At 65.9% G+C, this 25,048-nt stretch carries 31 protein-coding genes; 15 read left to right on the top strand and 16 right to left on the bottom strand.

Annotation, left to right across the window (positions count from 1 at the left end; translation table 11 throughout):
- Positions 1-46 precede the first annotated feature (46 nt).
- Entirely contained in the window at positions 47-1,480 is a 1,434-nt protein-coding gene (locus tag GFY24_RS15865) for an MFS transporter (protein ID WP_153805795.1), read from the top strand.
- Between the two features lie 56 nt (positions 1,481-1,536).
- Here GFY24_RS15865 and GFY24_RS15860 read toward each other — a convergent pair whose 3' ends face one another.
- From GFY24_RS15860 to GFY24_RS15850, 3 genes are read right to left on the bottom strand one after another with little or no spacing between them, the layout of a single operon-like run.
- Entirely contained in the window at positions 1,537-2,175 is a 639-nt protein-coding gene (locus tag GFY24_RS15860; RefSeq protein ID WP_309230904.1) for a Type 1 glutamine amidotransferase-like domain-containing protein, read from the bottom strand.
- A 6-nt stretch (positions 2,176-2,181) separates the two neighbouring features.
- Complete coding sequence (locus tag GFY24_RS15855; RefSeq protein WP_153805794.1) at positions 2,182-3,000, bottom strand: maleylpyruvate isomerase family mycothiol-dependent enzyme; 819 nt, start codon at positions 2,998-3,000, stop codon at positions 2,182-2,184.
- Positions 2,997-3,446 (bottom strand): HIT family protein, encoded by a 450-nt coding sequence (locus GFY24_RS15850; RefSeq protein WP_309230903.1) that lies wholly within the window; start codon positions 3,444-3,446, stop codon positions 2,997-2,999. The genes GFY24_RS15855 and GFY24_RS15850 overlap by 4 nt, the downstream gene beginning before the upstream one ends.
- A 237-nt stretch (positions 3,447-3,683) precedes the next feature.
- Here GFY24_RS15850 and GFY24_RS15845 point away from each other — a divergent pair, with 237 nt between their 5' ends.
- The 5 genes from GFY24_RS15845 to GFY24_RS15825 all read left to right on the top strand — a co-directional run bounded on the left by GFY24_RS15845 (position 3,684) and on the right by GFY24_RS15825 (position 8,072).
- The gene (locus tag GFY24_RS15845; RefSeq protein ID WP_309230902.1) at positions 3,684-4,826 is read left to right on the top strand and encodes a Re/Si-specific NAD(P)(+) transhydrogenase subunit alpha; all 1,143 of its coding nucleotides are present in this window, start codon (positions 3,684-3,686) and stop codon (positions 4,824-4,826) included.
- Complete coding sequence (locus GFY24_RS15840) at positions 4,826-5,143, top strand: NAD(P) transhydrogenase subunit alpha (RefSeq protein ID WP_153805792.1); 318 nt, start codon at positions 4,826-4,828, stop codon at positions 5,141-5,143. Before GFY24_RS15845 ends, GFY24_RS15840 begins: the two co-directional genes overlap by 1 nt.
- Positions 5,144-5,146: 3 nt before the next feature.
- Complete coding sequence (locus GFY24_RS15835; RefSeq protein WP_153805791.1) at positions 5,147-6,568, top strand: NAD(P)(+) transhydrogenase (Re/Si-specific) subunit beta; 1,422 nt, start codon at positions 5,147-5,149, stop codon at positions 6,566-6,568.
- A 60-nt stretch (positions 6,569-6,628) separates the two neighbouring features.
- Complete coding sequence (locus GFY24_RS15830) at positions 6,629-7,204, top strand: TetR/AcrR family transcriptional regulator (RefSeq protein ID WP_153805790.1); 576 nt, start codon at positions 6,629-6,631, stop codon at positions 7,202-7,204.
- 79 nt (positions 7,205-7,283) lie between these two features.
- Entirely contained in the window at positions 7,284-8,072 is a 789-nt protein-coding gene (locus GFY24_RS15825) for an SDR family oxidoreductase (RefSeq protein WP_153805789.1), read from the top strand.
- A gap of 4 nt (positions 8,073-8,076) precedes the next feature.
- Here GFY24_RS15825 and GFY24_RS15820 read toward each other — a convergent pair whose 3' ends face one another.
- The 3 genes from GFY24_RS15820 to GFY24_RS41110 are packed head-to-tail and all read right to left on the bottom strand — an operon-like array spanning position 8,077 to position 8,843.
- A complete protein-coding gene (locus tag GFY24_RS15820; protein WP_309230901.1) occupies positions 8,077-8,397 on the bottom strand; it encodes a co-chaperone GroES in 321 nt (106 codons plus the stop codon).
- 45 nt (positions 8,398-8,442) lie between these two features.
- Complete coding sequence (locus GFY24_RS15815; protein WP_153805788.1) at positions 8,443-8,604, bottom strand: hypothetical protein; 162 nt, start codon at positions 8,602-8,604, stop codon at positions 8,443-8,445.
- Positions 8,595-8,843, bottom strand: a complete 249-nt coding sequence (locus tag GFY24_RS41110) for a hypothetical protein (RefSeq protein ID WP_194852889.1) — start codon at positions 8,841-8,843, stop codon at positions 8,595-8,597. Before GFY24_RS41110 ends, GFY24_RS15815 begins: the two co-directional genes overlap by 10 nt.
- Here GFY24_RS41110 and GFY24_RS15805 point away from each other — a divergent pair.
- The 3 genes from GFY24_RS15805 (at position 8,760) to GFY24_RS15795 (ending at position 11,981) form a co-directional block, all read left to right on the top strand.
- Positions 8,760-10,139, top strand: coding sequence for an MFS transporter (locus GFY24_RS15805; protein ID WP_153805786.1), 1,380 nt, complete (start codon positions 8,760-8,762; stop codon positions 10,137-10,139). The genes GFY24_RS41110 and GFY24_RS15805 overlap by 84 nt on opposite strands.
- A gap of 185 nt (positions 10,140-10,324) precedes the next feature.
- Positions 10,325-11,644, top strand: a complete 1,320-nt coding sequence (locus tag GFY24_RS15800) for an FAD-binding oxidoreductase (RefSeq protein ID WP_153805899.1) — start codon at positions 10,325-10,327, stop codon at positions 11,642-11,644.
- Between the two features lie 46 nt (positions 11,645-11,690).
- Positions 11,691-11,981, top strand: coding sequence for a GNAT family N-acetyltransferase (locus GFY24_RS15795; protein ID WP_153805785.1), 291 nt, complete (start codon positions 11,691-11,693; stop codon positions 11,979-11,981).
- On the opposite strand, the gene GFY24_RS15790 is transcribed toward GFY24_RS15795, so the two are convergent.
- The 3 genes from GFY24_RS15790 to GFY24_RS15780 all read right to left on the bottom strand — a co-directional run bounded on the left by GFY24_RS15790 (position 11,978) and on the right by GFY24_RS15780 (position 14,525).
- Positions 11,978-12,307, bottom strand: coding sequence for a hypothetical protein (locus GFY24_RS15790; RefSeq protein ID WP_153805784.1), 330 nt, complete (start codon positions 12,305-12,307; stop codon positions 11,978-11,980). The genes GFY24_RS15795 and GFY24_RS15790 overlap by 4 nt on opposite strands.
- Positions 12,308-12,500: 193 nt before the next feature.
- Positions 12,501-13,658, bottom strand: a complete 1,158-nt coding sequence (locus GFY24_RS15785; protein WP_153805783.1) for an acyl-CoA dehydrogenase family protein — start codon at positions 13,656-13,658, stop codon at positions 12,501-12,503.
- Between the two features lie 174 nt (positions 13,659-13,832).
- Entirely contained in the window at positions 13,833-14,525 is a 693-nt protein-coding gene (locus GFY24_RS15780) for a TetR family transcriptional regulator (RefSeq protein WP_309230900.1), read from the bottom strand.
- Positions 14,526-14,629: 104 nt separating this feature from the next.
- On the opposite strand from GFY24_RS15780, the gene GFY24_RS15775 reads away from it, so the two are divergent.
- From GFY24_RS15775 to GFY24_RS42030, 3 genes are all read left to right on the top strand, one after another.
- Positions 14,630-15,088 carry a helix-turn-helix domain-containing protein gene (locus tag GFY24_RS15775; protein ID WP_153805781.1) on the top strand — a complete coding sequence of 153 codons (459 nt, stop codon included), beginning with the start codon at positions 14,630-14,632 and terminating at the stop codon, positions 15,086-15,088.
- Between the two features lie 206 nt (positions 15,089-15,294).
- Positions 15,295-16,230, top strand: coding sequence for an IS1634 family transposase (locus GFY24_RS42035; RefSeq protein ID WP_228566375.1), 936 nt, complete (start codon positions 15,295-15,297; stop codon positions 16,228-16,230).
- Between the two features lie 76 nt (positions 16,231-16,306).
- Entirely contained in the window at positions 16,307-16,750 is a 444-nt protein-coding gene (locus tag GFY24_RS42030; protein ID WP_228566345.1) for a hypothetical protein, read from the top strand.
- Positions 16,751-16,896: 146 nt separating this feature from the next.
- Here the strand turns inward: GFY24_RS42030 and GFY24_RS15765 are convergent, their stop codons facing one another.
- Positions 16,897-17,277: a helix-turn-helix domain-containing protein gene (locus GFY24_RS15765; protein WP_153805780.1), complete on the bottom strand. Its 381-nt coding sequence runs from the start codon at positions 17,275-17,277 to the stop codon at positions 16,897-16,899.
- An 83-nt stretch (positions 17,278-17,360) separates the two neighbouring features.
- Here GFY24_RS15765 and GFY24_RS15760 point away from each other — a divergent pair, with 83 nt between their 5' ends.
- Entirely contained in the window at positions 17,361-17,795 is a 435-nt protein-coding gene (locus GFY24_RS15760) for a nuclear transport factor 2 family protein (RefSeq protein WP_153805779.1), read from the top strand.
- Between the two features lie 238 nt (positions 17,796-18,033).
- Complete coding sequence (locus tag GFY24_RS42025) at positions 18,034-18,408, top strand: PIN domain-containing protein (RefSeq protein WP_228566344.1); 375 nt, start codon at positions 18,034-18,036, stop codon at positions 18,406-18,408.
- A 2-nt stretch (positions 18,409-18,410) separates the two neighbouring features.
- Here GFY24_RS42025 and purE read toward each other — a convergent pair whose 3' ends face one another.
- Positions 18,411-18,914, bottom strand: a complete 504-nt coding sequence (gene purE / locus GFY24_RS15750; RefSeq protein ID WP_153805778.1) for a 5-(carboxyamino)imidazole ribonucleotide mutase — start codon at positions 18,912-18,914, stop codon at positions 18,411-18,413.
- Positions 18,907-20,130, bottom strand: a complete 1,224-nt coding sequence (locus GFY24_RS15745) for a 5-(carboxyamino)imidazole ribonucleotide synthase (RefSeq protein WP_153805777.1) — start codon at positions 20,128-20,130, stop codon at positions 18,907-18,909. The genes purE and GFY24_RS15745 overlap by 8 nt, the downstream gene beginning before the upstream one ends.
- Positions 20,131-20,193: 63 nt before the next feature.
- On the opposite strand from GFY24_RS15745, the gene GFY24_RS15740 reads away from it, so the two are divergent.
- Positions 20,194-20,736: a GtrA family protein gene (locus GFY24_RS15740; RefSeq protein WP_309230899.1), complete on the top strand. Its 543-nt coding sequence runs from the start codon at positions 20,194-20,196 to the stop codon at positions 20,734-20,736.
- 150 nt (positions 20,737-20,886) lie between these two features.
- Here the strand turns inward: GFY24_RS15740 and GFY24_RS15735 are convergent, their stop codons facing one another.
- From GFY24_RS15735 to GFY24_RS15720, 4 genes are all read right to left on the bottom strand, one after another.
- Positions 20,887-22,173, bottom strand: coding sequence for a HAMP domain-containing sensor histidine kinase (locus GFY24_RS15735; RefSeq protein ID WP_153805775.1), 1,287 nt, complete (start codon positions 22,171-22,173; stop codon positions 20,887-20,889).
- 62 nt (positions 22,174-22,235) lie between these two features.
- A complete protein-coding gene (locus tag GFY24_RS15730) occupies positions 22,236-22,925 on the bottom strand; it encodes a response regulator transcription factor (protein ID WP_309230898.1) in 690 nt (229 codons plus the stop codon).
- A 139-nt stretch (positions 22,926-23,064) separates the two neighbouring features.
- Positions 23,065-23,523, bottom strand: a complete 459-nt coding sequence (locus tag GFY24_RS15725) for a hypothetical protein (RefSeq protein WP_153805774.1) — start codon at positions 23,521-23,523, stop codon at positions 23,065-23,067.
- Positions 23,524-23,709: 186 nt separating this feature from the next.
- Positions 23,710-25,029, bottom strand: coding sequence for a HAMP domain-containing sensor histidine kinase (locus GFY24_RS15720; protein WP_153805773.1), 1,320 nt, complete (start codon positions 25,027-25,029; stop codon positions 23,710-23,712).
- Between the last annotated feature and the right edge of the window lie 19 nt (positions 25,030-25,048).

Genomic DNA, 25,048 nt, shown 5'->3' with positions numbered 1-25,048 from the left:
AAATCCCTTTTACTTAATTTTGGTAAGTAATCTGAAGGACTGCCGTATGACTACGACCGCTGTCGGTCAGGTCGCCGGAACCCCCACCGACGACCGCTCGCAGAGCCACCTCACTCTGACCCTGCTTGCCCTCGGCGCCGCCGGCCTGGTCGTCTCGCTGCAGCAGACCGTGGTCATTCCACTGCTGCCGCACATGATGGTCCAGCTCGGCACCACCGCCGCAGGCATCCAGTGGCTGTTCACCGCCGCCCTGCTCTCGGGCGCGGTCGCCACCCCGCTGCTCTCCCGCTTCGGCGATATGTACGGCAAGAAGCGCATGGTGCTCATCGCCATGGGCCTGCTCATCGCCGGCTCGATCGTCTGCGCCTTCGCCACCACGCTCGGCGTCTACATCATCGGCCGTGCGCTACAGGGCACCGCCTCGGCCATGATTCCGCTGGCCATCGGCATTCTGCGCGATACCTTCCCGCCGGAGAAGATGGTCACCGCCATCGGCGTGGTCTCGGGCACCATGGGCGTCGGCGGCACCGTCGGCATGCTCATGACCGGTCTCATCGCCGATCACACCACCAATCCGCACCCGGTCTTCTGGATCACCGCCGCGCTCGGCGTGGTGGCGATGGTGCTGATTCAGTTCAGCGCCAAGGACACCGGCGTCCGGCACGGCGGCTCCCCCGATTACGCGGGCGCGGCACTGCTGGCCGGTCTGCTCATCACGCTGCTGCTCGGCATCAGCGAGGGCCCGCGCTGGGGCTGGTCGTCGGGCAGCGTGCTCGGCCTGTTCGGCGCGGCCATCGCACTGACCGTGGTGTGGGTGATCGTGGAGCTCAAGGTGGAGCAGCCGCTGGTGCGGTTGCCGCTGCTGGTCGGCCCGAAATCGCTGACCGCCAACCTGATTTCGCTACTGCTCGGTGCGGCGCTGTTCGGATCCTTCACGCTGGTCTCGAATTTCGTGCAGACCCCGGCCGACAAGGTCGGTTACGGTCTGTCCGGTTCGGTGCTGGCGGTCGGCCTCTACGGCGTGCCCAGCGCACTGCTCATGACGCTGTTCTCCTTCCGCACCGGACGGATCGCGGCGCGCATCGGCGCGGCCTACACCCTGGCCATCGGTTCGGGATTCGCCGCCGCGTCGATGCTGTGGACCGCCGCGTTCCACGAGCACGGCTGGCAGATGGTGGTGACGAATGTGCTGCAGGGCACCGGCTTCGGTATCGGTTACGCCGCGCTCGGCACCCTGGCCGTCATGCATGTGCCGATGAGTGAGAGCGGAATCGCCAGCGGTATCAACTCGCTGGTGCGTACCGCGGGCGGCAGTATCGCGGGCGCGGTCACCGGATCGATCCTGACCTCACAGGTCATCGCGCACACCAAGGTGCCGACGGTTGACGCGTACGTACTGTCGTTCACCATTCTCGGTGTCGCCGCGCTGCTGGCCGCGATCATCGCGGTGATGCACGGCCTGCGCCACGGCGGCGATTAGTCCGGTAGGACAACGTAATTCGAAGGCCGGTCGATACTCGACCGGCCTTCGGCATGTCAGGTGAGAACCTCGGTGCTGTCGCCGTCGACGACCACCACGTGATCGTCGGTGAGCGCCCAGTGCGCGACGCCGGAGGCCAGGTAGTCGCGAACCAGCTTGCGGGAGTGGCCCTCCGGATCGGTGGGTGAATCCAGGTGCGGGACTATCCGGCGCGGCACCAAACCCAGTCCGTCCCAGCGCGGTTCGATACCGCAGGCGGTGCGCACCTCGGCCGGATCATCGGCGAATTCCAATCCGTGCAGGTCCGGGGTCATGACGCAGGCTCCCGCGCTGTAGCCCGCGTAGACCAGGGCATCGGCCGCAAGCAGCCGGGGCAGCACGATATCCGCTCCGCTGCGGGCGAATTGGGCGCGCAGTACGAAGGTATTGCCGCCGCGCACCCACACCATCGGGAAGCCCGAGAGCGTCTGTTCCAAGGCTTCGGTCCTGCCGATGTAGTCGCGCAGGTCCAGCACCTCCGGCTCGAATCCCAAGCGGCGCAGCGGAAACAGATCACTGGTGACCGCGCTCTGCCAGGCCGAGGGCCAGGCATCACAGGCATTGGCCACGACCGCGACCCGGCCGGGCGGGCCGACCAGGGCGAGGAGCCGGTTCGCATGCGCGCCGAATCGATAGCTGGACAGGAACAGTCGCACCGGGACTCAGATGGTGAACGTCAGGCCGCGGACCAGGCGATTGCCCAGCTCGGTATCGCCCGCGACGGTGAATCCGCCGAGATGCGCGTCGGCCGTGGTGCGGCCGCCACGCAAGCGGGCGAAGAGTCCGGACCCCATGGTGAGCACGACATCGGCTGGGCCGTCCAGGTTTTCGACCAGGCTCGCCCGGCCGCCGACCACGGCGACATGCAGCGTCCGGGTCACCGGCCCGGTGAGTTCGAAGGTGATGCGCGCGCCGTCCTGAGCGCCACCGCCCTTCACCACCGACCGGCCGAGGCCGAAAATCAGTTCGGTGAAGGCGATTTCGGCACGCCCGCCACCCTCCGCGATCGAAACCTCGAGGGCATCTGCGATATCGAGTTCATGCATCCAGCAATCGAAGAGCCGGATTCGCATGAACCTGCCGTAAGGGGTCATACCCACCGGCGACGGGACGCTCTTCGCCCAGGCCTCCGGGCTGAGCCCGGCCAGGGTCTTCAATCGACCGCCGGTCACCTCGAGGAATCGCTCCAGCAGTTGCGACCCCGCGAGCGGGCGCAGCGATTCGACCCACTTCTCGTTGAGTGCGCCGATGTCATTGCGAATGTGTTCGCCGGAGACGTCCAGATCCGGCGTCGGCTCCCCCGCCAGCATGGATTCGGTGCCGATCACATGCGCGAGCACATCGAATACGGTCCAGCCGGGCAGCGGCGTGGACACGCGGAAGCGGTCTTCGGGTAATCCGTCCACTAGTCGGGTGAGTGCGTCCCACTGGTCGGACAAGGCGGCGGTGATCTGTCCGCGGTCCGGCACCGTGTCGGTCATGCGGTGGTCTCCTTCTCCTCGTCGGCGAGCCGGTCCAGTCCGGCTCGGATGGCGGCGGCGGTGCGCTCCTGGTCGTGCGGGCGGCGCAGTACGAAACCCTTTGCGAAGGTCAGGGTGTCACCCTTCCAGCGCGGCATCACATGCAGGTGGACATGGTGCACTGTTTGGAAGGCGGCCTTCCCGTCATTGAGGACCAGGTTGGCGCCGTCGGCGCCGAGTTCGCTGCGGCGCACGGCCTTTGCGAGCCGATGACCGAAGGCGAAGAGCTGTGCGCCGAGTGCCGGATTCAGTTCGTCGAGATCGCTCGCGTGCTGTTTGGGAATCACCAGGGCGTGACCCCGGGTTATGGGCCTTATGTCGAGAAACGCCATGAGGATGTCGTCCTCGAAGATCTTGGTCGCGGGCGCCTCGCCCCCCACGATCCGGCAGAAGATGCAGCCGCTCACCTCGCAGACATTACGGCGTAAGAGTGATGCGCGACACCCCTCGCATGAGCGGGTTGTCCGGTTTTCTCGCCGCACGGTGTGACGCCTATCTCCGCTACTCTCACCGCGGAGCAGGTACAGTAGCGAGAATTCTCACGAACTTACTCATAAGTAAGTTCGGCCCGCCGTTTGGACCGGTGACACGGCCCATCAGGAGTACCGGGTGGCCCGGCTCACCACGAGAAGGAAGTTTGACAAGTGGACACAACGCAGAGCGATCCGAGCGGAGCGCCCACCAGCGTTGATTCTCGTGCTCCGCACGGCGCGCGCGTCGGCGTAGTTCGGGAAACGAACGCGGACGAACGCCGTGTCGCATTGGTGCCGAAGATCATTCCGTCGCTGCTGAAGCAGGGCGTGCAGGTGATCGTCGAGTCCGGTGCCGGTCTGGGCGCACTCATTCCCGATGAAGCCTACGTCGAAGCGGGCGCCAGCATCGGCGATCCGTGGAACACCGATGTGGTCGTCAAGGTGGCCCCGCCCAATGACGGCGAGATCGCCAAGCTGTCGAGCGGCCAGACCCTGATCGGCTTCCTCGCGCCCCGCAATGCCGACACCAAGATCGGCGCCTTGAAGGCCGCGGGTGTACAAGCCTTTGCGGTGGAGGCGATTCCGCGTATCTCCCGCGCCCAGGTCATGGACGCACTGTCCTCACAGGCCAATGTCGCCGGGTACAAGGCCGTGCTGCTGGCCGCCTCGGAATCCACCCGATTCTTCCCCATGCTGACCACCGCGGCCGGCACCGTGAAGCCCGCGACCGTACTGGTGCTCGGCGTCGGCGTCGCCGGCCTGCAGGCCCTTGCCACCGCAAAGCGCCTGGGCGGCAGGACCACCGGATACGACGTCCGGCCCGAGGTCGCCGATCAGGTGCGCTCGGTCGGTGCGCAATGGCTCGACCTGGGTATCGACGCCGCCGGTGAAGGCGGTTACGCACGTGAGCTTTCCGACGAGGAACGCGCCGCGCAGCAGACCGCGCTGGAGAACGCCATCAAGGGCTTCGACGTGGTGATCACCACGGCACTGGTGCCGGGTCGTCCCGCACCGCGCCTGGTTACCGCCGCCGCCGTCGAGGGCATGAGGCCCGGCAGCGTCATCATCGATATGGCCGGTGAGACCGGCGGTAACTGCGAGCTCACCGAGCCCGGCAAAACCGTTGTGCGACACGGGGTCACCATCGCCTCGCCGCTCAATCTGCCGGCCACCATGCCCGAGCACGCCTCCGAGCTGTACTCCAAGAACATCTCGGCGCTGCTGGAACTGATGCTGAAGGACGGGGCGCTAGCACCCGATTTCAGCGATCAGGTGCTGGCCGATTCCTGCGTCACCCGTGAGGTGGAAGCCTGATGTACACCGAACTTCTCGCGAATATCGCGATCCTGGTGCTGTCCGGATTCGTCGGCTTCGCCGTCATCTCCAAGGTGCCCAATACCCTGCACACCCCGCTCATGTCCGGCACCAACGCCATTCACGGCATTGTCGTGCTCGGCGCGCTGGTGGTGTTCGGCAAGATCGAGCACCCCTCGGTACTCATGCAGATCATCTTGTTCGTCGCGGTCGTCTTCGGCACGCTGAACGTGATCGGCGGCTTCGTCGTCACCGACCGCATGCTCGGCATGTTCAAGGCCAAGAAGCCTGCTGCGCAAGAGAAGGCGGACAAGTAAGCCATGGATAATCTGGTCAATATTCTGTACATCGTCGCCTTCGCGATGTTCATCTACGGTCTGATGGGTCTGACCGGCCCGAAGACCGCGGTGCGCGGTAATCAGATCGCGGCGGTCGGCATGCTCATTGCCGTTGTCGCGACGTTCATTTCGATTCGCGACACCAATAACTGGATCATCATCGTGCTGGGTCTGGTCGTAGGTATCGGCCTGGGTGTGCCGCCCGCGCGATTCACCAAGATGACCGCCATGCCCCAGCTCGTCGCCGCGTTCAACGGCGTCGGCGGTGGCACCGTCGCGCTGATCGCGTGGGCGGAATTCCTCGAGACGGACGGGTTCTCACACTTCCCGGCCGGTGAGCAGCCGACCGCGCACATTGTGATCGCCTCGCTCTTCGCGGCGATTATCGGCTCGATCTCGTTCTGGGGTTCGTGCATCGCCTTCGCGAAACTGCAGGAACTGTTGTCCGGCAAGCCGATCAGCGTCGGCAAGCTGCAGCAGCCGCTGAACCTGCTGCTGTTCGCGGGCGCCATCGCGGCCGCGGTGGTCATCGGTATCGGAGCCACCAAAGACGGTGTGCCGCAGTACTGGATGATCCTGGTGCTGGTGCTGGCGGGCATTCTCGGCCTGATGGTCGTGCTGCCCATCGGTGGCGCGGATATGCCCGTGGTCATCTCGCTGCTCAACGCTCTCACCGGATTGTCGGCTGCCGCAGCCGGTTTGGCGCTGAACAACACCGCCATGATCGTGGCGGGCATGATCGTCGGCGCGTCCGGCACCATCCTCACCAACCTCATGGCCAAGGCCATGAACCGATCCATCCCGGCGATTGTCGCGGGCGGATTCGGTGGTGGCGGAACGGCTCCCGGCGCCTCGGGCGACGGTGAGCAGAAGCAGGCCAAGGCCACCTCCGCGGCCGATGCGGCAATCCAGATGGCCTACGCCAACCAGGTCATCGTGGTGCCCGGCTACGGTATGGCGGTCGCCCAGGCCCAGCACGCGGTCAAGGAAATGGCGTCGCTGCTCGAGGCCAAGGGTGTCGAGGTCAAGTACGCGATCCACCCGGTCGCCGGTCGTATGCCCGGGCATATGAACGTGCTGCTCGCCGAGGCCGAGGTGTCCTATGACGCCATGAAGGAAATGGACGATATCAACGGCGAATTCAGCCGTACCGATGTCGCCCTGGTCATCGGCGCGAACGATGTCACCAACCCGGCCGCCCGCGAGGACGCCTCGTCCCCGATCTACGGCATGCCGGTGCTCAATGTCGATCAGGCCAAGTCGGTCATCGTGCTCAAGCGCTCGATGAACTCCGGCTTCGCCGGTATCGACAACCCGCTGTTCTACGCCGACACCACCTCCATGCTGTTCGGCGATGCCAAGAAGTCCGTCGGTGCGGTCACCGAGGAACTGAAGGCGCTCTAGGGTTTTCCCGCGAATACCCCGTTCTTGACCTACAGGTCCAGAACGGGGTATTTTCGTGTCATGGGCCGCCCGCGCGAATTCGAAGCCGACTCCGTGGTGGAGCGGGCGATGGAGACGTTCTGGACCCATGGCTATGCCAATACCTCACCGGCACTGCTCGCCGAGGCGACCGGCATCGGAAAAGGCAGTCTGTACAACGCTTTCGGGAGTAAGCGGGAGCTGTTCGACCTCGCCTTCGCCTGCTATGAACGGATGGGCGCGCAGTTGGCCACGGAGGTGCTGTCGCAACCCGGCACCACCCGCGAAAGGCTGCGCGCCTGGCTGCGATTCGCGGTGGACACCGATCTCGAGGGTCCGGTGCGACGCGGATGCCTGGTGACCAATACCGCCGTGGAACTCGCCGGGCACGACGCGCAAGCCACCGCGGCCGTGGTCACCGGCACCGAACGGATGACCTCACTGCTGGCCGAACGCATCGAGCAGGGCAAGCGCGACGGCGATGTGCCCGCGGAGATCAATGCCCGGGGCTACGCCGAATTCGTCATGAATACCCTTACGGGACTGCGGATTACGGCCAAGACGGCGGATTCCGCAATGCTGTATCGGATTATCGACACCGCACTCTCCACACTCTGACCACACTCGACAAGGGCTGCCCCCGGCAGCCTTTTCTTTTGCCCTAGTTTTTGACCCTTAGTTCAAGAAAGGCAATATCATGGATCTCGGACTCAATGGCAAGACCGCGATTGTCACCGGCGCGGGCCGGGGCATCGGGCTCGCCGTCACACAGGCGCTCGCCGATGAGGGCGTCCGCGTCGTCGGCATCACCCGCACCATTACCCCGGAACTCGAAAAGGCCGCGGCGGCAACCATTTCCGCTGATCTGAGCACCATCGAGGGCGCTACCGCGGCGGTCGAGGAGGCGCTCGCGGAGCTCGGCGGCCTCGATACCCTGGTCAATAATGTCGGCGGCGGCGATCCGGACAAACTCGTCCTCGGCGGTTTCCTCGACATTCCCGCCGAGCAATGGCGAAACCTGTTCGACCTCAACCTGTTCGGCGTCGTCGCCGCGACCCGCGCGGCACTGCCGAGCGTGCTCGAACGGCGCGGGGCGATCGTGACCGTCTCCTCGATCAACTCGCGCATTCCGGCGGTCGGACCGGTCGGCTACAGCGAGGCCAAGGCCGCGCTGACCTCGTTCAGCAAGCGACTCAGCGAGGAGTTCGGGCCGCTGGGCGTGCGGGTGAACACCGTCTCACCGGGGCCCGTCGGCACCGATATCTGGCGCGCCCCGGGTAATCTCGGAGCCAAGCTCGCGGCGGCGAACGGCGTCGCGCACGAACAGTTCCTGGACGCGATGGGGCCACAGTTCGGTATCGCCTCCGGTCGTATCTCCGAACCGGAGGAGGTGGCCGCGCTGGTGACCTTCCTGGCCTCGGAGCAGGCCCGCAATATCATCGGCGCGGACTTCGTCATCGACGGCGGGATTCTGAAAGCCGCGTGACCGGCTACAGGTAGAGACCCGTGCCGTGTTCGGCCTTCCCATTGGCGACGGCGTGGATATCGCGTTCGCGCAGTACGTAATACGCCTGCGCCTGGATCTCCACCTCGAACTGGTCGTCGGCGCTGAACAGCACCTGATCGCCGACCTTGATCGCGCGCACATGTGAGCCGACGCCGCACACCTCACCCCAGGACAGGCGCTTGGCCACCTGGGCGGTCGCCGGAATGAGAATGCCCCCGCTGCTGCGCCGCTCGCCCGCATCCTGATTGAGCTTCACCATGACGCGGTCGTGCAGCATTTGGATCTCGAGCTGAGGATCGGACACCGCGCCACTGTACTGCGGCGCGGTGACCGCACTCGGACCGACCGGTCAGGCACCCGACGCGGCCGCGTCCTCGCGCGGGGCGACAATGCGGCGGATGGCGTCCTTGGTCCAGGTGCGGGTCAGTTCGGGATCGCTGTCCACCCCGAGGGCGAACTCGGCGACCTGCGGGACGGCGAGCGGATAGTTGATCATGCTCATCAGCAGCATGAGGCCGGCATATCCTTGCGGATCAGGCCCTTGTCCTGCGCCACTTCGACTTTGGCGCGCTTCTCCTGATAGCGGCCGCAGCGCAGTTCGCCCGCGGAGGCGTTCTCCGCACCCAATTCCAGGGCCTCCCACATGAGCAGGCGGAGCAGCTCTGGATGATCGCGGTGATAGTCGATGTGCTGATCGATCCAGATATCGAGGTCCTCGATATCGGTGTCGCCGCATCCTCGCTGCAGCATGATCTGGGCGCGGGCGAGGCGGCACTCGAATTGGTGGTCGGCGGGTACGGGTTCGCCTATGCCAGCGGGCTCATTACCGGCGGGCGATTCGGCGATCTGTACGGGCATCGGCGCATGTTCGTGATCGGGATGCTCGCCTTCGCCGCCGCCTCATTACTGTGCGGATTCGCCTGGAGCGCCTGGGAGCTGGTCGGATTCCGTGTGCTGCAAGGCATTACGGCCGCCGCCATGGTGCCGCAGATGCTGGCGCTGATCAACACCATGTTCGCGCCCGCCGAACGACCCAAGGCCATGGCGGCCTTCGGCGCCACCGTCGGACTGGGCGCGGTCGCCGGGCAGGTGCTCGGCGGGGTACTGCTGGACCTCGACCTGTTCGGGTGGGGATGGCGGAGCATCTTCTTCATCAACCTGCCCATCGGCGTGATCGCGGCGCTACTGGCGGCACGGTGGCTGCCCCGGCACGAGCAGAACCATCGGCCTTCGCTGGACCCGATTGGGGCGCTGGGCATCTCGGCGGCACTCGCACTGGTGCTGGTACCTGTCACATTGGGCCGGCCCGAGGGCTGGCCGGTGTGGACCTGGGTGTCCATGGCCGCGGCACTGCCGGTATTGCTGCTCACCCTTCGTTACGAAAGCGGGCTGGCACGGCGCGGCGGACAGCCGGTGCTCGATACCGGGCTCATTCGGGAGCGGGTGTTCGCGGCGGGCATGCTGATCTCGGGCGGATACCTGGCGTTCTTCGCCGGATTCATGCTCTGCCTGACACTGCTGCTGCAGAACGGCCTCGGCATGTCGCCGCTGGCCGCCGGGCTCACCTTCGCTCCACTCGGTATCGCCTTCGCCACCAGCTCGCTGTTCGCCCGCAAGGTGGCCGAGCGGATCGGGAATCGAGTCATGGTGCTGGGCACCGGCATCAGCCTCACCGGGCTCACGCTGACCGTGGGCGTACTCGCCTGGTACGGGTCCTCGATCACCGCGGCGGCGCTGATTCCCGGCATGATGCTGGTCGGCACCGGAAACGGTATGACCATTCCATCGGCCATCGGAGCGGTGCTGTCCTCCGGGATTCCGGCACACCAGTCGGGTATGGCGGCGGGCGTACTCACCACCGCGCAGCAATTCGGAAACGCCATCGGCGCAACGGTTCTGGGCATGATCTTCTTCAGCGCACTGGGCGACGCGCACGGGGTCGGCGACTTCGTGCACGCCATGGAGATCGTGGCACTGGTCGCCTTCGGGATCGTGGCGGCGGTGCTCGGCGCGGCACTCACCCTCCCCCGCGCCACCACCCGATGACAGGGACTGAACGACGTCGAGCTCAGCTACCCGCGCATCCGACGGCGGTAGGTGACCTTGTCGAAATTCATCAACCGCGATTCGGGAATCGGACAGACACCCTCGATCGGGGGGCATCAACTAGGTTCTCAACTGTGGCCCCGCACACCGATCTCGACTCGCTCCGCGCCCTGCTCCCGGACGGCATGCTGGTGACCGATCCCGATGTGCTCGGGGCCTATCGACAGGACCGGGCACTGGATCCGGACGCCGGGACCGCGCTCGCGCTGGTACGGCCCACGACCACCGAGCAGGTGGCGGCGGTGGTGCGCTGGGCGCATGCGCATCGGGTGCCGATCGTGCCGCGCGGGGCGGGGACCGGACTCTCCGGCGGGGCCACCGCGCAGCACGGGGCGCTACTGCTCAGCACCGAGAAGATGCGGGAGATCAGCGTCGACCCGGTCACGCGGACCGCGGTCGTGCAGCCCGGACTGTTGAACGCCGAGGTGAAGCGGACCGTCGCCGCGCACGGGCTCTGGTATCCGCCCGATCCCTCCTCCTTCGAGATCTGCTCCATCGGTGGGAACGCGGCCACCAACGCGGGCGGGCTGTGCTGCGTGAAGTACGGCGTCACAACCGATTACGTGCTCGGCATGCAGGTCGTACTCGCGGACGGGACCACCGTGCGACTGGGCGGGCCGCGACTCAAGGACTCCGCCGGGCTGTCGCTCACCAAACTGTTCGTGGGCAGTGAGGGGACGCTCGGGATCATTACCGAACTCACGCTGCGGTTGCTGCCCGCGCAGCCACCGCAATCGACGGTGGTCGCCAGTTTCCCGACCCTGGGCTCGGCTATGGAGGCGATACTCGCGATCACCGGGGCGCTGCGGCCGTCCATGCTGGAGTTCATGGACGCGGTCGCCGTCAACGCGGTCGAGGACGAACTGCGTATGGGCCTCGATCGCGCCGCCGCCGGACTACTGGTGGCGCGGTCGGACGCACCCGGTGAGCATGCCGGGCACGAGGCCGACATCATGCTCGCCGCCTGCGAAAAGGCCGGGGCCACCGAGGCTTTCCGCACCGACGATCCCGCCGAGGGCGAAGCCTTCTGCGCCGCACGGAGATTCGCTATCCCAGCCTTGGAACGTAAAGGGCCGCTACTGCTCGAAGATGTCGGCGTGCCACTCCCCCGGCTCGGGGATCTGGTGCATGGGATCGCCGATATCGCGCGCGAACGCGATGTGTTGATCTCGGTTATCGCGCACGCGGGTGACGGGAACACCCATCCGCTCATCGTGCACGATCCGAATGATCCGGCCGAGTCCGAACGCGCGCACCTGGCCTTCGGCGAGATCATGGAGCTGGCCATCGGGCTCGGCGGCACCATTACCGGGGAACACGGCGTCGGACGCCTGAAGAAAGCCTGGCTGCCCGATCAGCTCGGACCCGACGTGATGGCGCTCACCCGGCAGATCAAGAACGCGCTGGATCCGCACGGAATACTGAATCCCGGCGCGGTCCTCTGACCGGCCACTCGGAACAATCCGCACCACAAGGGAGTTCACACCGACCATGAGTACCCGGCTGGAACACAATGTCGACGACACCCGCTACGAGATCTACCTCGACGACACACTCGCGGGCTACGCCGACTACGCCGAGCGCGTCGACAGCGAGCGCAAGATCCGCGATATCCAGCACACGCTCACCTTCCCCGAATTCCGCGGTCGCGGCGTCGCCGCGCAGGTGGTCGAGTTCGCGCTGAACGACGCACGCGCACAAGGATTCTCGATCATCCCGACCTGCTGGTACGTGGAGAAGTACATCGGCGAACATCCCGAATACGCCGACCTGGTCGGCTAATTCGCGCGACCGCCATCCGGGCGCTGCGCCCGCCACACCAGGAACTGCCGGTCCGCGGTACACACCATCGCCTCGACCACCTTCTCGTTGTCGAAGCCCGGCAGCGCCTGCAGGCGACCCAGAAACGCCGGGTCCGCCGCCGAATGCGGCACCACACAACCCTTACCGGTGGCCCCGATCAATACGAAGAACACATCCTCCGCGAACGGCCCATCGGCCGTGGTAATGATCCGCACCTCCGCCAGCTCTCGCCACGCGACTTCTTCCACCCGTCCGTCGGCCAGGGTGCGCCGGACGAAGGTATCGGTGATTTCGACTCCGGCCATGGCTCCATAGTGCCCCCGCTTTCCCACTTCGAACAGTCTCGAAACCTCTTATTTCCCATACCAACACACAACGTTCGAGGGCAAAGCCTTGCGGCACCCCGGAATTGGGGGCGGTGTCACACGCCGGACACGCGCGAAGGCGGCACCGGGAACACCCGATACCGCCTTCGAGACTCGTCCTCGGACGAAGAGATCAGCGCAGGATCTGGCGGGACATGACGACGCGCTGGATCTGGTTGGTGCCCTCGTAGATCTGAGTGATCTTGGCGTCGCGCATCATTCGCTCCACCGGGAAGTCGGTGGTGTAGCCGGCGCCGCCGAAGAGCTGGACGGCGTTGGTGGTGACCTCCATGGCCACGTCCGAGGCGAAGCACTTGGCGGCGGCGGAGATGAAGCCGAGGTTCTTCTCGCCGCGCTCGGCGCGGGCGGCGGAGGTGTAGACCATGAGGCGGGCGGCCTCGACCTTCATGGCCATATCGGCGAGCATGAACTCGGTGTTCTGGAAGGACGCGATGGTCTTACCGAACTGCTTGCGGTCCTTGGTGTATGCGATCGCGGCGTCCAGGGCACCCTGCGCGAGACCGACAGCCTGCGCGCCGATGGTCGGGCGGGTGTGGTCCAGGGTCTGGAGGGCGGTCTTGAAACCGGTGCCGGGCTCGCCGATGATGCGGTCGCCGGGGACCCTGCAGTTCTCGAAGTACAGCTCGGCGGTGGGGGAACCCTTGATGCCCAGCTTGTGCTCCAGCGGGCCGACGACGAAGCCCTCGTCGTCCTTGTGGACCATGAACGCGGAGATACCGTTGGCGCCCTTGTCGGCGTCGGTCACGGCCATGACCGTGTACCAATCGGACTTGCCGCCGTTGGTGATCCAGCACTTGGAACCATTGATGATCCAGCCGTCGCCATCCGCCTTGGCGCGGGTGCGCATGGAGGCGGCATCGGAACCGGCCTCACGCTCGGACAGCGCGTAGGAGGCCATCCCACCCTCGACGATGGTCGGCAGCACCTGCTGCTTGAGCTCCTCGGAACCCTGCAGGATCAGGCCCATGGTGCCGAGCTTGTTGACCGCGGGGATCAGCGAGGAGGAACCGCAGACGCGGGCGACCTCTTCGATCACGATGCAGGTGGCCACGGAATCCGCGCCCTGGCCGCCGTACGCCTCGGGCACGTGCACGGCATTGAAACCGGCCGCGTTGAGGGCGGTCAGCGCCTCCTCGGGGAAGCGGGCATCGCCATCGACAGCCTTCGCGTGCGGGGCGATCTCCTTCTCGGCCAGCCCGCGAATGGCCGCGCGCAGCTCATCGTGGAAATCCTCGAGCTTGAACAGATCGAAATCGGGGTTGCCCGCCATGGGGGTTCGTCTCCTGTGCGTTCGGGTCGGATCGCCGCTGGTCGCCCAGCTTCTCCAGCATCTCGGCACTCAGTGCCAATCAAAGCCGAGTATACGCTGCAATATCGCGGCCACATGCGCATACTGCCCTATAAAAGCGTGGCACGCAGTGTCATCTATGCCACTGCGGGCAAATCACAACGTATCGAGACGACGCGCCAGAAGATCGGCGACCTGCCGAGACGACATATCGCGCGGGAAGACCGCCACCACCATCTGATCCGCCGCCGCACCCACACGACCCGTCTCACCCCGTGGAATCGTGGCCAGCGCCGCCCGCAGATCCGCCGGACTCGCCGCGGACTCCCCCCGCACCATGCGCCGCAAAAGATAGTTGTGCGTAGCCGTCACCGCAGCCGTGAACTGCACCAGCGCCAAATCGAATTCACCACGCAGCCGCTCCCGCAGATAGTCGGTGAACAACCGCTCATACCGGAAAACGGTGACAATCTCCCGCTCCCGCAAGGTAGGCACCTGCCGCACCACCTGATATCGCCGAGCCGCCAACTCCCGCCACTGCGTGAACCGCTCGAACACCGCAACCACAGCCTCGATCACCGCATCCCACGGATCCCCCTGCGCCCCATCGAGAAACGCCCGAGCCTGCGCCAACTGCGACTCATGATCGGCGAAGACCACATCCTCTTTGGACCGGAACTGCCGAAAGAACGTCCGCCGGGAAATCCCCGCCGCCTCCGCAATCTCATCCACAGTCGTTGCCTCATAACCCTTTTCGGAGAACAACTGCAACGCGTGATCGATGACGGTCAGTCGACGAGCGGTCGAGTCCGCGTCGTTTCGACCACGAGTGAGGGGTTCAGCAGGCACCAGCCAACCGTAGCGAGGGAAGCCTCCCATCCCGCGCAACCACTCTAAACTGCTTCGGTTATTGCGTTTGTTTCGTATAATGCGATCAGAAGAGGAGGTGTCCCATGGCAGGGATCGACGCCGTGAAACGCTCCGAACCAGGCGCAATAGACGCCGAAGTGGCCGGGCGGGCAATGAGAAGGATCAAGGATTACCTGATGCGCCATCCCGATGAGGAGTTCATCCCCGTCACCGGGGAGGTCGGCAGCGAGGACGCGTTGGTGCTGCCCCGAGCCGCGGTCAGCATTCTCGCGTTCATCCTCGCGCAGGCCGCAGAGGGACGCGGCGTATCGGTTGTGCCATCCCATGCCGAGCTCACCACCCAGCAGGCGGCCGCCATGTTGAATGTCTCCCGGCCGTTCGTGATCACCCTGCTCGACTCCGGCGAGATCCCGTTCCGCCTCGTCGGTACGCACCGCCGCATCCGATTCGACGATCTCAAGACATATCAGCAACGCAGCGCGGCCAAGAGCAGATCCGCCGCTGACGAACTGACACAACTCGGCCAGGAGCTGGGAATCTGACGATGGCCTTCGTGGTGATGTACGACGCCAATGTGCTCTACGGAAACACCGTGCGCGACATGATGATCCGCCTAGCCCCGTTTTCCGCACTTGTTGATCTTTAAAGTTTGTTCGGTGTGGCGTGTCGGTCGCGGTCGGCTGGGTTGGGGCGGCAGCGTGCTGGTGTGAGACAACGTGCGCGGTTCGGTGCGTCGGCGCCGAAGAAGATGCTTGGGTCGTTGCCGGTGGTGGCTGAGTTTTGTGCTCGGTTGAGGATCCGTGATGTGGTCGATGATGCCTGCCCGGTGGCCGATAGGGCGGTGCTGACGCATGGGCAGGTGATCGAGGCGCTGGTGGCCAACCGGCTTACTTCTCCGGCTCCGTTGGTGCATGTGCAGGCGTGGGCGCACGAGTGGGCGGTCGGTGAGACGCTGGGCGTCGAGCCCGGTCTGCTCAACGATGACCGGGTCGGGCGAGCGCTGGATGCGATCGCGCCGCGGTTGGATCAGATCGCCGGGTCGGTGGGGGTCAGGGCGATCGAGGCGTTCGGAATCGATGTGGCCAGGATTCATTGGGACATGACCTCGATCTCCATGCACGGCGATTACGAGCAGCTCCAGGAGGGCTTCGCCGCCCCGAAGTTCGGGCATCCCAAGGACCGCCGCCCGGATCTGAAACAGGTCCAGGCCGGGATCGCGGTTAGCGGGGACGGCGGCGTCCCGGTGTTCCACCGCGCCTTCGACGGCGGCGCGGGAGAGGTCGGCCAGGTCATCCCGGTCATGAAAGCGCTGCAGCAGATGGCTACCCGCCGTGATCTGCTGATCGTTGGTGACTCCAAGCTGATCTCCTATGCGAACCTGGCCGCCATGGACGGCCAGGGTGTGCGCTTTGTCGCCCCGGCGTCCAAAGCCTACGTCCCGGTCGCCGAGCTGGCGGGCCTGTTGGTGCTGGCGGCGACCGCTGTGGACTACGTCGCCGGCCGTGATGCGGACAAGCCCGCCGACCGGCGGGGCACCTGGCATGTCATCGAGGACCTGATGAGTTTGGCCGGGCCACGCAAGAAGGACTCGGTCTTGAGGTTGCGCAGGGTGTTCGTGCACTCCTCGGCACGCGAGGCGGCCACGTCCACTGCCCCGCGCCAACAAACTTCAGCGAGCCCGTGATGACCTGACACGGCTGGAACGCGGTCTGGGCTCACGCCACTACCCCACCCAGGCCAAGGTCGAAGCCCGTATCGCGGTGATCGGCAAAGACCGGCGGGTCGGCGCCTACCTGCGCACCACCACAGGCCCCGACCCCGACACTGGTAAACCAATCCTGGCCTGGCACTTCGACCGCGACGCGATCGACGCCGAGGCCGCCACCGACGGCTGGTACGCGCTTTTGACCAACCTGCCGCCCGACCAAGCCGACGCCGCACAGGTCCTGATCCTCTACAAAGGCCAAGAAGCGGTCGAACGCCGCTACTCAGCCTTCAAAGGCCCCGTCGCCGCCCTGTTCCTCAAAAACAACCGGCGCATCGCCGCCCTGGTTACCGTCATCTGTCTCGCCCTGCTCATCTTCTGCCTGATCGAACGCCAGGTCAGACAGGCACTGGCCACTCAGGGCCACACCAAGATCGAAGGGCCGGACGGGCCGCCATCCCCACCGCCCGTCTCATCCTCACTACCCTCGCCACCATGAAGATCATCCCCAGCGACAGGCACAACCCACCCGTCATTCCCCGACCCACCCCCATCCAGATGCGGTTGCTAGACCTCCTCGACATCGACCCACGCCAACTCCGCTGACGATTATTCACGTGCGACGCTTCTGGGTGGCGGCTGCCGTCAGCCGTTGTTTTCGCGGTCGTAGGCGGCCTGAGCGGCGGCGACCGTGCTGCCGTGTCGCTTGGCCCAGTCGGTGAGCTCCAGCAGCGACTTGTGGAGTTCTTGGGCCATTTCCGTCAGCGTGTACTCGACCTTGGGCGGAACGACCGGATAAACGGTGCGTACGAGCAAGCCGTCCCGCTCCAGCTTGCGCAGCTTGAGTGTGAGCATGCGGCGACTGATCCCTCTGATCGAACGTTCCAGCTCCGTGAACCGAACCGGACCCTGCGCAGCGGCTACCAGGATGCCGATGCTCCACTTCCCGGAGACGTGATCGAGGACCTCCGAGACCGGGCACGCCTCGCTGGCCAGGGCTGACACATTGATGTGACTCTGGGACATGAAAGTGCCTTCTTCCGCCGGGCTTGACAGTCATCAATCATGTACTCCGTATCAAATCGTGCACCAAACCGGAAGGCGGCTCGATGCTTCAGGAACTCACAGACCGCGCCGCGATCGTGGACGCCGTCATCGCGTACGCGACGGCCGTGGACACCAGGGACTGGGAGACGTTGGGTGCGCTGTTCACCGACGACGCTTGCTGGGAGTACAGCGGTTCGGGAGAACGGCTCTGCGGGCCTGACGCGATCGTTGCCAGGATCAGCTCCAGCTTGGAGCGATTCGACGCCACCCATCACCTGAACGGCAACCATGTTGCCGCAGTACACGGTGACGAGGCCGAGCACACGTGCTACTACCAAGCCCAGCATGTCCGCCATGGCCTGCCCGATGGCGAGAAGTTCCTTGGCGGGGGTCGCTACGACGACCGGCTGCGCCGCACCCCGGACGGCTGGCGGTTCACACACCGCAGGATCACCAACGTCTGGAGCGAGGGAAATCCCGCCGTGATCACGTCCTAACGACAGGCCGATCGAGTGGCTGGTCGCGGCTACGCAACGGAAGCCTGGGAAGGCTGCCGCCCACGCCGAAGCCAACCCGCCGCACACCCTCCGAGATCCACATGTGCGGAAAACGGGCCTAGCGCGGTCGGGAGTCGTACAGGCCAAATGGACTCATCGCATCCTTGATGAGGTCACACGAAATCTCGCCGCGAATCGCCCGGATATTCCCGCGGCGAAACTCTAGCGACTGCGGCAGTTGATCATCGACGCTGTTCCGGACTGTCTGGTCGCAGGTTACGAGCCCCTCATCGAAGGACTGAAGCTGCCAGATCCGGACGACCGGCATGTTCTGGCCGCAGCGATCAAAGCGGGAGCACAGGTCATAGTGACGTCGAATATCCGTGACTTCCCGGAAGATTCACTGGTCGCGTGGAACATCGACTCGAAAAGCCCGGACGGCTTCCTACTCGACCAGATCGCGTTGGACGACCGGATTGTCTGGGCCTGTGTACAGCAGATCGCCGACTCCCGGAACAACCCGCCGGAGACCGTCGACGACGTTCTCGATGAGTTGGAACGGGCTGGGCTGGTCGAGTCGGTCGCCGCGCTGCGCGACGGCCGACTCCTCTGATTTCAGCCCAGGAGTTGGGCTCGCAGGGCTTGGTCCTTTTCCAGGACCATTTTTTCCAGGTCGGACTGGAATTGCTCCATGCGGGAACGCAATTCGGGGTCGGTGGCGGCGAGGATGCGGACTGCGAGGAGGCCGGCGTTGCGGGCGCCGCCGATGGAGACGGTGGCTACCGGGACGCCGGCGGGCATTTGGACTATGGAGAGGAGGGAGTCCATGCCGTCGAGGTGTTTGAGGGGGACGGGGACGCCGATTACCGGGAGGGGGGTGGCGGAGGCGACCATGCCGGGGAGGTGGGCTGCGCCGCCCGCGCCGGCGATGATCACCTGGATGCCGCGGGCTGCAGCTTCTTTCGCGTAGTCCAGCATGCGCTGGGGGGTGCGGTGGGCGGAGACGACGCCTACCTCGAAGCGGATTCCGAACTCGGCCAAGGCTTCCGCTGCCGCGACCATGGTGGGCCAGTCGGAGTCGCTGCCCATGATCAGGCCAACTTGTGCGGTCTCAGGCATGATGCGGATCCCATCCGTCGGTCCAAATCGCGTGCGACATCCAGTGGGCCGCACGCTCCGCCTTTTCGCGGGTGATGGCGACATCGTCGCCGAGGATATTGATGTGGCCGATCTTGCGGTCGGGGCGCTCGCCCTTGCCGTAGAGATGCACCTTCGCCTCGGGGAGGCGGGCGGCCAGGTGATGCAGGCGCTCGTCCATGGACATCGACGGGGCCTCGGCGGCACCGAGGATGTTCGCCATGACGGTTACCGGGGCCAGGGGGGCGGTCGAACCCAGGGGGTAGTCCAGGACCGCGCGCAGGTGCTGCTCGAACTGGCCGGTGCAGGCACCGTCCATACCCCAGTGGCCGGAATTGTGCGGGCGCATGGCCAGCTCGTTCACCAGCAGATCACCGGAGCGCGTTTCGAAGAGCTCCACGGCCATGGCACCGGTGACACCGAGTTCGGCCGCCAGGCGCAAGGCCAGGGCCGCGGCCTCGGTGGCGCGGGACTCGGACAGACCGGGCGCGGGAGCGATCACCACGGCACACTGACCGTGCCGCTGAATGGTCTCCACCACCGGCCAGGCCGCGGCCTGACCGAACGGGGAGCGCGCCACCATGGCCGAGAGTTCGCGCTTCAGGTCCACCTTGGCCTCGGCCAACAGCGAAACACCATGCGCCAGTTGATCGGTGACGATGCGCTCGGTCTCGGCGGCATCGGCGGGCATCCACACGCCACGGCCGTCATATCCACCACGCACGGCCTTGAGTACGAACGGCCAACCCTGCGCGTCGGCGAAGGCGACCGCATCGGCGACCGAGGTCACCTCGGTGAACGCCGGAATCGGCACACCCAGCTCGGCCAGCTTGCGGCGCATGATCAGCTTGTCCTGCGCGAAGATCAGCGCGCTCGGCGGCGGCTGCACATTCACGCCCTCCGCGATCAACGCCTCGAGATGTTCGGTCGGCACACCCTCGTGATCGAAGGTCACCGCATTCGAGCCGACGGCCGCCTTACGCAGCGCCGCCAGATCCTGATGACTGCCGAAGATCACATCCGGGGTGACCTGCGCCGCCGGATCGTCGGGCCGCTCGGCCAGCACCCGCAACCGCTGCCCGAGCGCGATGGCAGCCTGATGGGTCATGCGCGCGAGCTGACCGCCACCGATCATGGTGACGGTGGGCATCGCGGAGGAATCGAAGGAACGTGCGCTCACGTTCGTCAATGTTGTCATGACACCTTGCCCCCGGATCCTGCGGGTTGCCCCCGGGGTCGGTGTGGGACGTAGACTCGCCTGGTGTCATTTGTCGACAAGGTGATAAACGTCCTGCCCACGCCGTTGCGGGACCTCGCGGACCGGCATTCCGAACTACTCAAGTTCGCGATTGTCGGTGCGACGACCTTCGTCATCGACATCGGCATTTTCTACCTGCTGAAGTGGACCGTACTCGATACCAAACCGACGATCGCCCGCATTCTGTCGGGCACCATCGCGGTCATCGTGTCGTACATCCTCAATCGCGAATGGACCTTCGACAAGCGCGGCGGCCGCGAGAAGCATCACGAAGCGCTGCTGTTCTTCGCGGTGAGCGGTATCGGCGTCCTGCTGGCCAGCCTGCCGCTGTACATCTCCAGCTACGTATTCGACCTGCGGCAGCCGAATGTGAGTTTCACCGTCGAGAACGTCGCCGACTTCTTCAGCGCGTTCATCATCGGCAATCTGCTGCAGATGGCATTCCGATTCTGGGCCATGCGGCGCTGGGTGTTCCCGGATGAAATGAAGGAACTCGCCGAAGAGTTCGAAGACCTCGTCAACGAGGAACAACTCGGACACAGCTGAGACTTGAAAACGAGGCGGCCCCACAAGCTATTCCGCCTCCCCGAGACTTCAGCGCCCGGCTAAGAGCCCCACAAGTCCCATTCGCGTACTGACGGTCAGGCGCAACACAGCTTCTGGACGTACCCCAAGAGTTACCCCACATTCACCAAATCAGTTGTCGCCCTCGCATAAACGGCCTCGATGAACCTCCAGGGCGACGGTCAGGCGGGCACCACCGAGGGGACTGTCATCGAGAGTTGCCGTGCCGCCGTGCAAGCGGGCCTGCTGCGCGACCAGAGCCAGGCCCAGGCCATTACCGGGATTCGGACTGGCGCGATGGAAGCGGTCGAAGACGCGTTCACGCTCCGGCTCGGGAATACCGCTGCCATTGTCATCGATGGTGAGGGTGACGGTATCGCCGCTGGTCCGCGCGGCAATACCGATATGGTTCGCGGAGCCGTGCCGGACGGCATTGGTAATGGCGTTCTCCAGCACCGAACGCAGGCCGGCGACCAGGCCGCGCAGTCGAATGGATTCCACGCCTTCGGTTTCGATGCGGACGCCGGGATTCGTTTGCAGGGCGTCATCGACCACCTGATCGACGAGTTGACCCAGATCGACTTCCTCCCAATCGGATTCGGTGGTCAGATCGCCGACGGCCAAGCGCTCCAGGGCATGCAGGGTCGCCTCGATAGCGGTTTGGCCGGCCAGCACCTCGTCGAGGATCTCGGTGCGCTCGGACTCCGAGAGCGGCATGCTGCGCAGTACCTGCAGGTCGGTGCGCATGGCGGTCAATGGAGTTCGCAGTTCATGAGCGGCCGTGGCGGCGAAATCCCTTGCGGTGACCAGGGCTTCGCTGGTGTGGCGGCGCTCATCGGCGATACGGCCGAGCATGGAGTTCATGGCGACCGCCAGCTCTGCGGTCTCGCTGGCCGACGAGGTCTTCGGGGAGGCCAATTCGAGCCGATCACCCAATTCCGCTGTCTCGGCGGTCAATCGGCGCAGCGGAGCCACCGCACGCGAGGCGAAGAACCAGCCCAGCAAGGCCGCGAGCACCGTCCCGGCCACCCCGATCGCGATGATCCGGGTGCGCTGCTTGGCCGCGGAATCCGTTGCCACTGTTCGAGGTACGGCCAGCACCACGGCTTGCCCGTCCACCGGAATGGTGCGGGCATACTCCATATTCGGGAGCGGGAGCGCCGGGAGCGACTCCAATTCACCCCCCGGACTGGTTACCGCGGGCACGGACGGCTGCGGCGGACCCGAGCCGGCCGGATCCTGGTTGGTGACAGTGACTTTGGGCCCATCGGCGGGGACCGTCCCCTCCGCCTGACGGATGGCCAGTGCCTGCACCACCGTGCCCACCTGTGTTCGAGCATCGCTACTCGCCACCGCGAACAGCACCGTACTCATCACCGCGACGACCACGGCCGCCGTGGCAGCACTGGCCAGCGCCACGCGGGTCCGCAGCGACCAAGGCCGCCGCAGGGACGGTGGCCACCTCGAGGAGCGACCTCCATTCACGCGTCGTCCCGCAGGACGAAGCCGACACCGCGGACGGTGTGGATGAGGCGGGGACTGCCGGTGGCCTCGATTTTGCGGCGCAGGTAGGAGACGAACACGTCGACAACTTTCGTCTGGGTTTCGAAGTCGTAGCCCCAGACCCGGTCCAGCAGTTGGGCGCGGGTGAACACCTGGCCGGGGGCGGCGGAAAGGGCTGTGAGCAGGTCGAATTCGCGTTTGGTGAGGTCGAGGCGGATGTCATTGGCGTAGGCGCGGCGGGCGCTGGGGTGAATGGTGAGCGGGCCGACCACGATTCGGTCGGAGCTGTGCGCGGGTGCCGGGGCGCGACGCAGCATGGCCCGCAACCGGGCGACCAGTTCGCCGAGATCGAACGGCTTGGTGAGATAGTCGTCGGCCCCGGCCTCCAGCGCGCCGATGCGATCGGTGACCTCCGCCCGCGCACTCAGTACACAGATCGGAATGTCATTGCCGAACGACCGCAACGCCGTCACCACCTGAACCCCGTCCAGCAGCGGCATATTCAGATCCAGCACCATGGCCTGCGGCGCGCTCGCGGTGATACGCGCCAGCGCGGCAGCCCCGTCCGTCGCGGTCTCCACCTCGAAACCGGACAGCCGCAGCCCCCGCGCCACCGACGCCAGCACCCGCGCGTCATCGTCCACAACCAGAATCAGCGGACTGTTCACAGCCCCGACCCTACTGACGCCACCCGTGCCCGGACGGTCGGCGAACCGCCCGGACCGCGCATCAATTCGACCCGACCGGCCACTCCCCGCCCTTGAGCGACTCGGGCAAACCGGGGCGAACCGCTCGCGATGCGGTGACTCAGCCCGCGCTACCGGTGGACGGTGCGGGCAGGGCGGGGACGATCGGCATGGCCGGAATGCTGTCGCGTGGGGCAATGACCACGCCCGGCTGACCCGGCTGCAGCGGGATGGCCGGTACCGCGCCGGGCGGAGGGCCGGGATGAACGCGGGTCACCGTGCCGTGGCCGTCACGGTCCTGGGTGATGATGACGGTCTGCGACGGGTCGTCGGTGGTGTATATGTCGTTCGGGCCGGAGGGATCGATCTGGATCCCGACACCGGGCTGCACGACCTCGGGGCCGGCGACTTCGGCAATACTCGGCTCGGCCACCGCCGCGACGCTCGGCTCGGCCACCTCGACCGCGGGCGCGCCCGGTTCGGCCGCATTGGCGACGGCCGGGGCCAGTAGAGCGGCGATGATCGCCACTCCCGCGACTCCGCCCGTGATCGCGCCGCGGCGAACTGTGTTCTTACGCATGGCAACTCCTTCGTCTCGTCGACGATCTCTCGCCGGTGTGTCCGACGAATCCGAAGGTATGGACCGATTACTCAGGCCCGGCCAGCGAATGGTTAGGGAATCGATAGAGATAGGTGGATCCCGGCCAAAAGCATGCCGGGATGACGGGATTGCCGACCGACAGCGGCGGCCTTTCGATGAAAACGCTCAACGCGGTTCTGTGACCGGGCCGTTCGCGGTGGGGCGGGCGGGGGCACCGGAGGAGCCGAGGAAGACGGCGAAGAGGGCGGGGCGGCGGCGTTGGAGCTCCATGCGGCCGCCGTCCGCCTCGATGAGGGCTCGGGCGAGGGCCAGGCCCACGCCGGTGGAGCCGGCGGCGGAGAAGCCTCGGTCGAAGATGTGGGGGGCCAACTCGTCTCGGACACCGTCGCCCTCGTCCGCGACCTCGACTACCACGAGGGGTTCCCGGGTGGCCAGGCCTCCCGTGACCGTGCGGACCGAGACCGTGCAGGTGCCGCCGCCGTGCATCAGGGCGTTGTCGACCAGGACCGCGACCGCTTCTCGGAGGCGGGAACCGGTTACGGGGGCGCGGAGGGTGGGGTCGCCCAGCAGGACGAGTTTGCGGCCCGCTTCGGCGAAGGGGTGTCGCCACTCCGCAACTACGCCACGGAGTTCCGCGACCACGGGCACCGGGTCGCGGTCGGCGGCACCTTCGTCGCGGGAGGCGCGGACCAGTTCGTCGATGGCGTCGGTGAGCCGATCCACCTGTGCCATAGCCTCTTCCGCCTCGTGCACGACGGCGGGATCGTCATGGGTGGAGAGTTCGTCCAGGCGGAGCCGGACCGCGGTGAGGCGGCTGCGCAGCTGGTGTGAGACATCGGCGACGAGGGCGTGCTCGCGTTGCAGCCGGCCCGCGATTTCGACTGTCGCGGAGTCCAATACGTCCGATACGCGATCGAGTTCGGTAATGCCGTGCCGTCGCGAATCCGCGCGGAAGTCACCCATGGCCAGGCGCGCCGCCCGCGCCGCCACATCACGCAGCGGATCCGCGACCCGCCGCGCGGTCACCACCGCCACCGCGATACCCGCCCCGAGCGAGATCAGCACCAGCGCCGCGACCGCGCCCAGCGCCTGCCGCTGCATCGAATGCATCGGCGCCGCAGGGGTTTCCAGCCGCAGCGAACCGGAGGTACCCATGGCCAGCGACTCCGCCAGCAGGTCGTCCACCGAGTCCGAGCCGACATCGATACGCGAGGCATTGTCCTGCGGTGTCGGATACACGATGGTGAGCCGGCCATCCTCCGGAATCAGCGGCCGCACCGACCGCAGATCCAACTCCCCGTGCACAAGTCCGTCGTCACGCTCCTGCGCCACCACCTCCACGGCGATCCGATCGAGCCGATTGCGCAGTTCATTGCGAGTTATGTCCTCCACCCACTGCCAGGCCGTGAAGGCCAGTGGCACACCGAGAACCAGTGTGGTGAGGGTCAGGGCAGCCACCATCGACAGCAGGATTCTGCGTCTCATGGTCGATATGCCTCGCTTC

The sequence above is a fragment of the Nocardia sp. SYP-A9097 genome (assembly GCF_009649815.1).
Classification (GTDB): domain Bacteria; phylum Actinomycetota; class Actinomycetes; order Mycobacteriales; family Mycobacteriaceae; genus Nocardia.
Note: the sequence above shows the minus strand (reverse complement) of the source record. Positions and strands in the feature narration are given on the sequence as shown.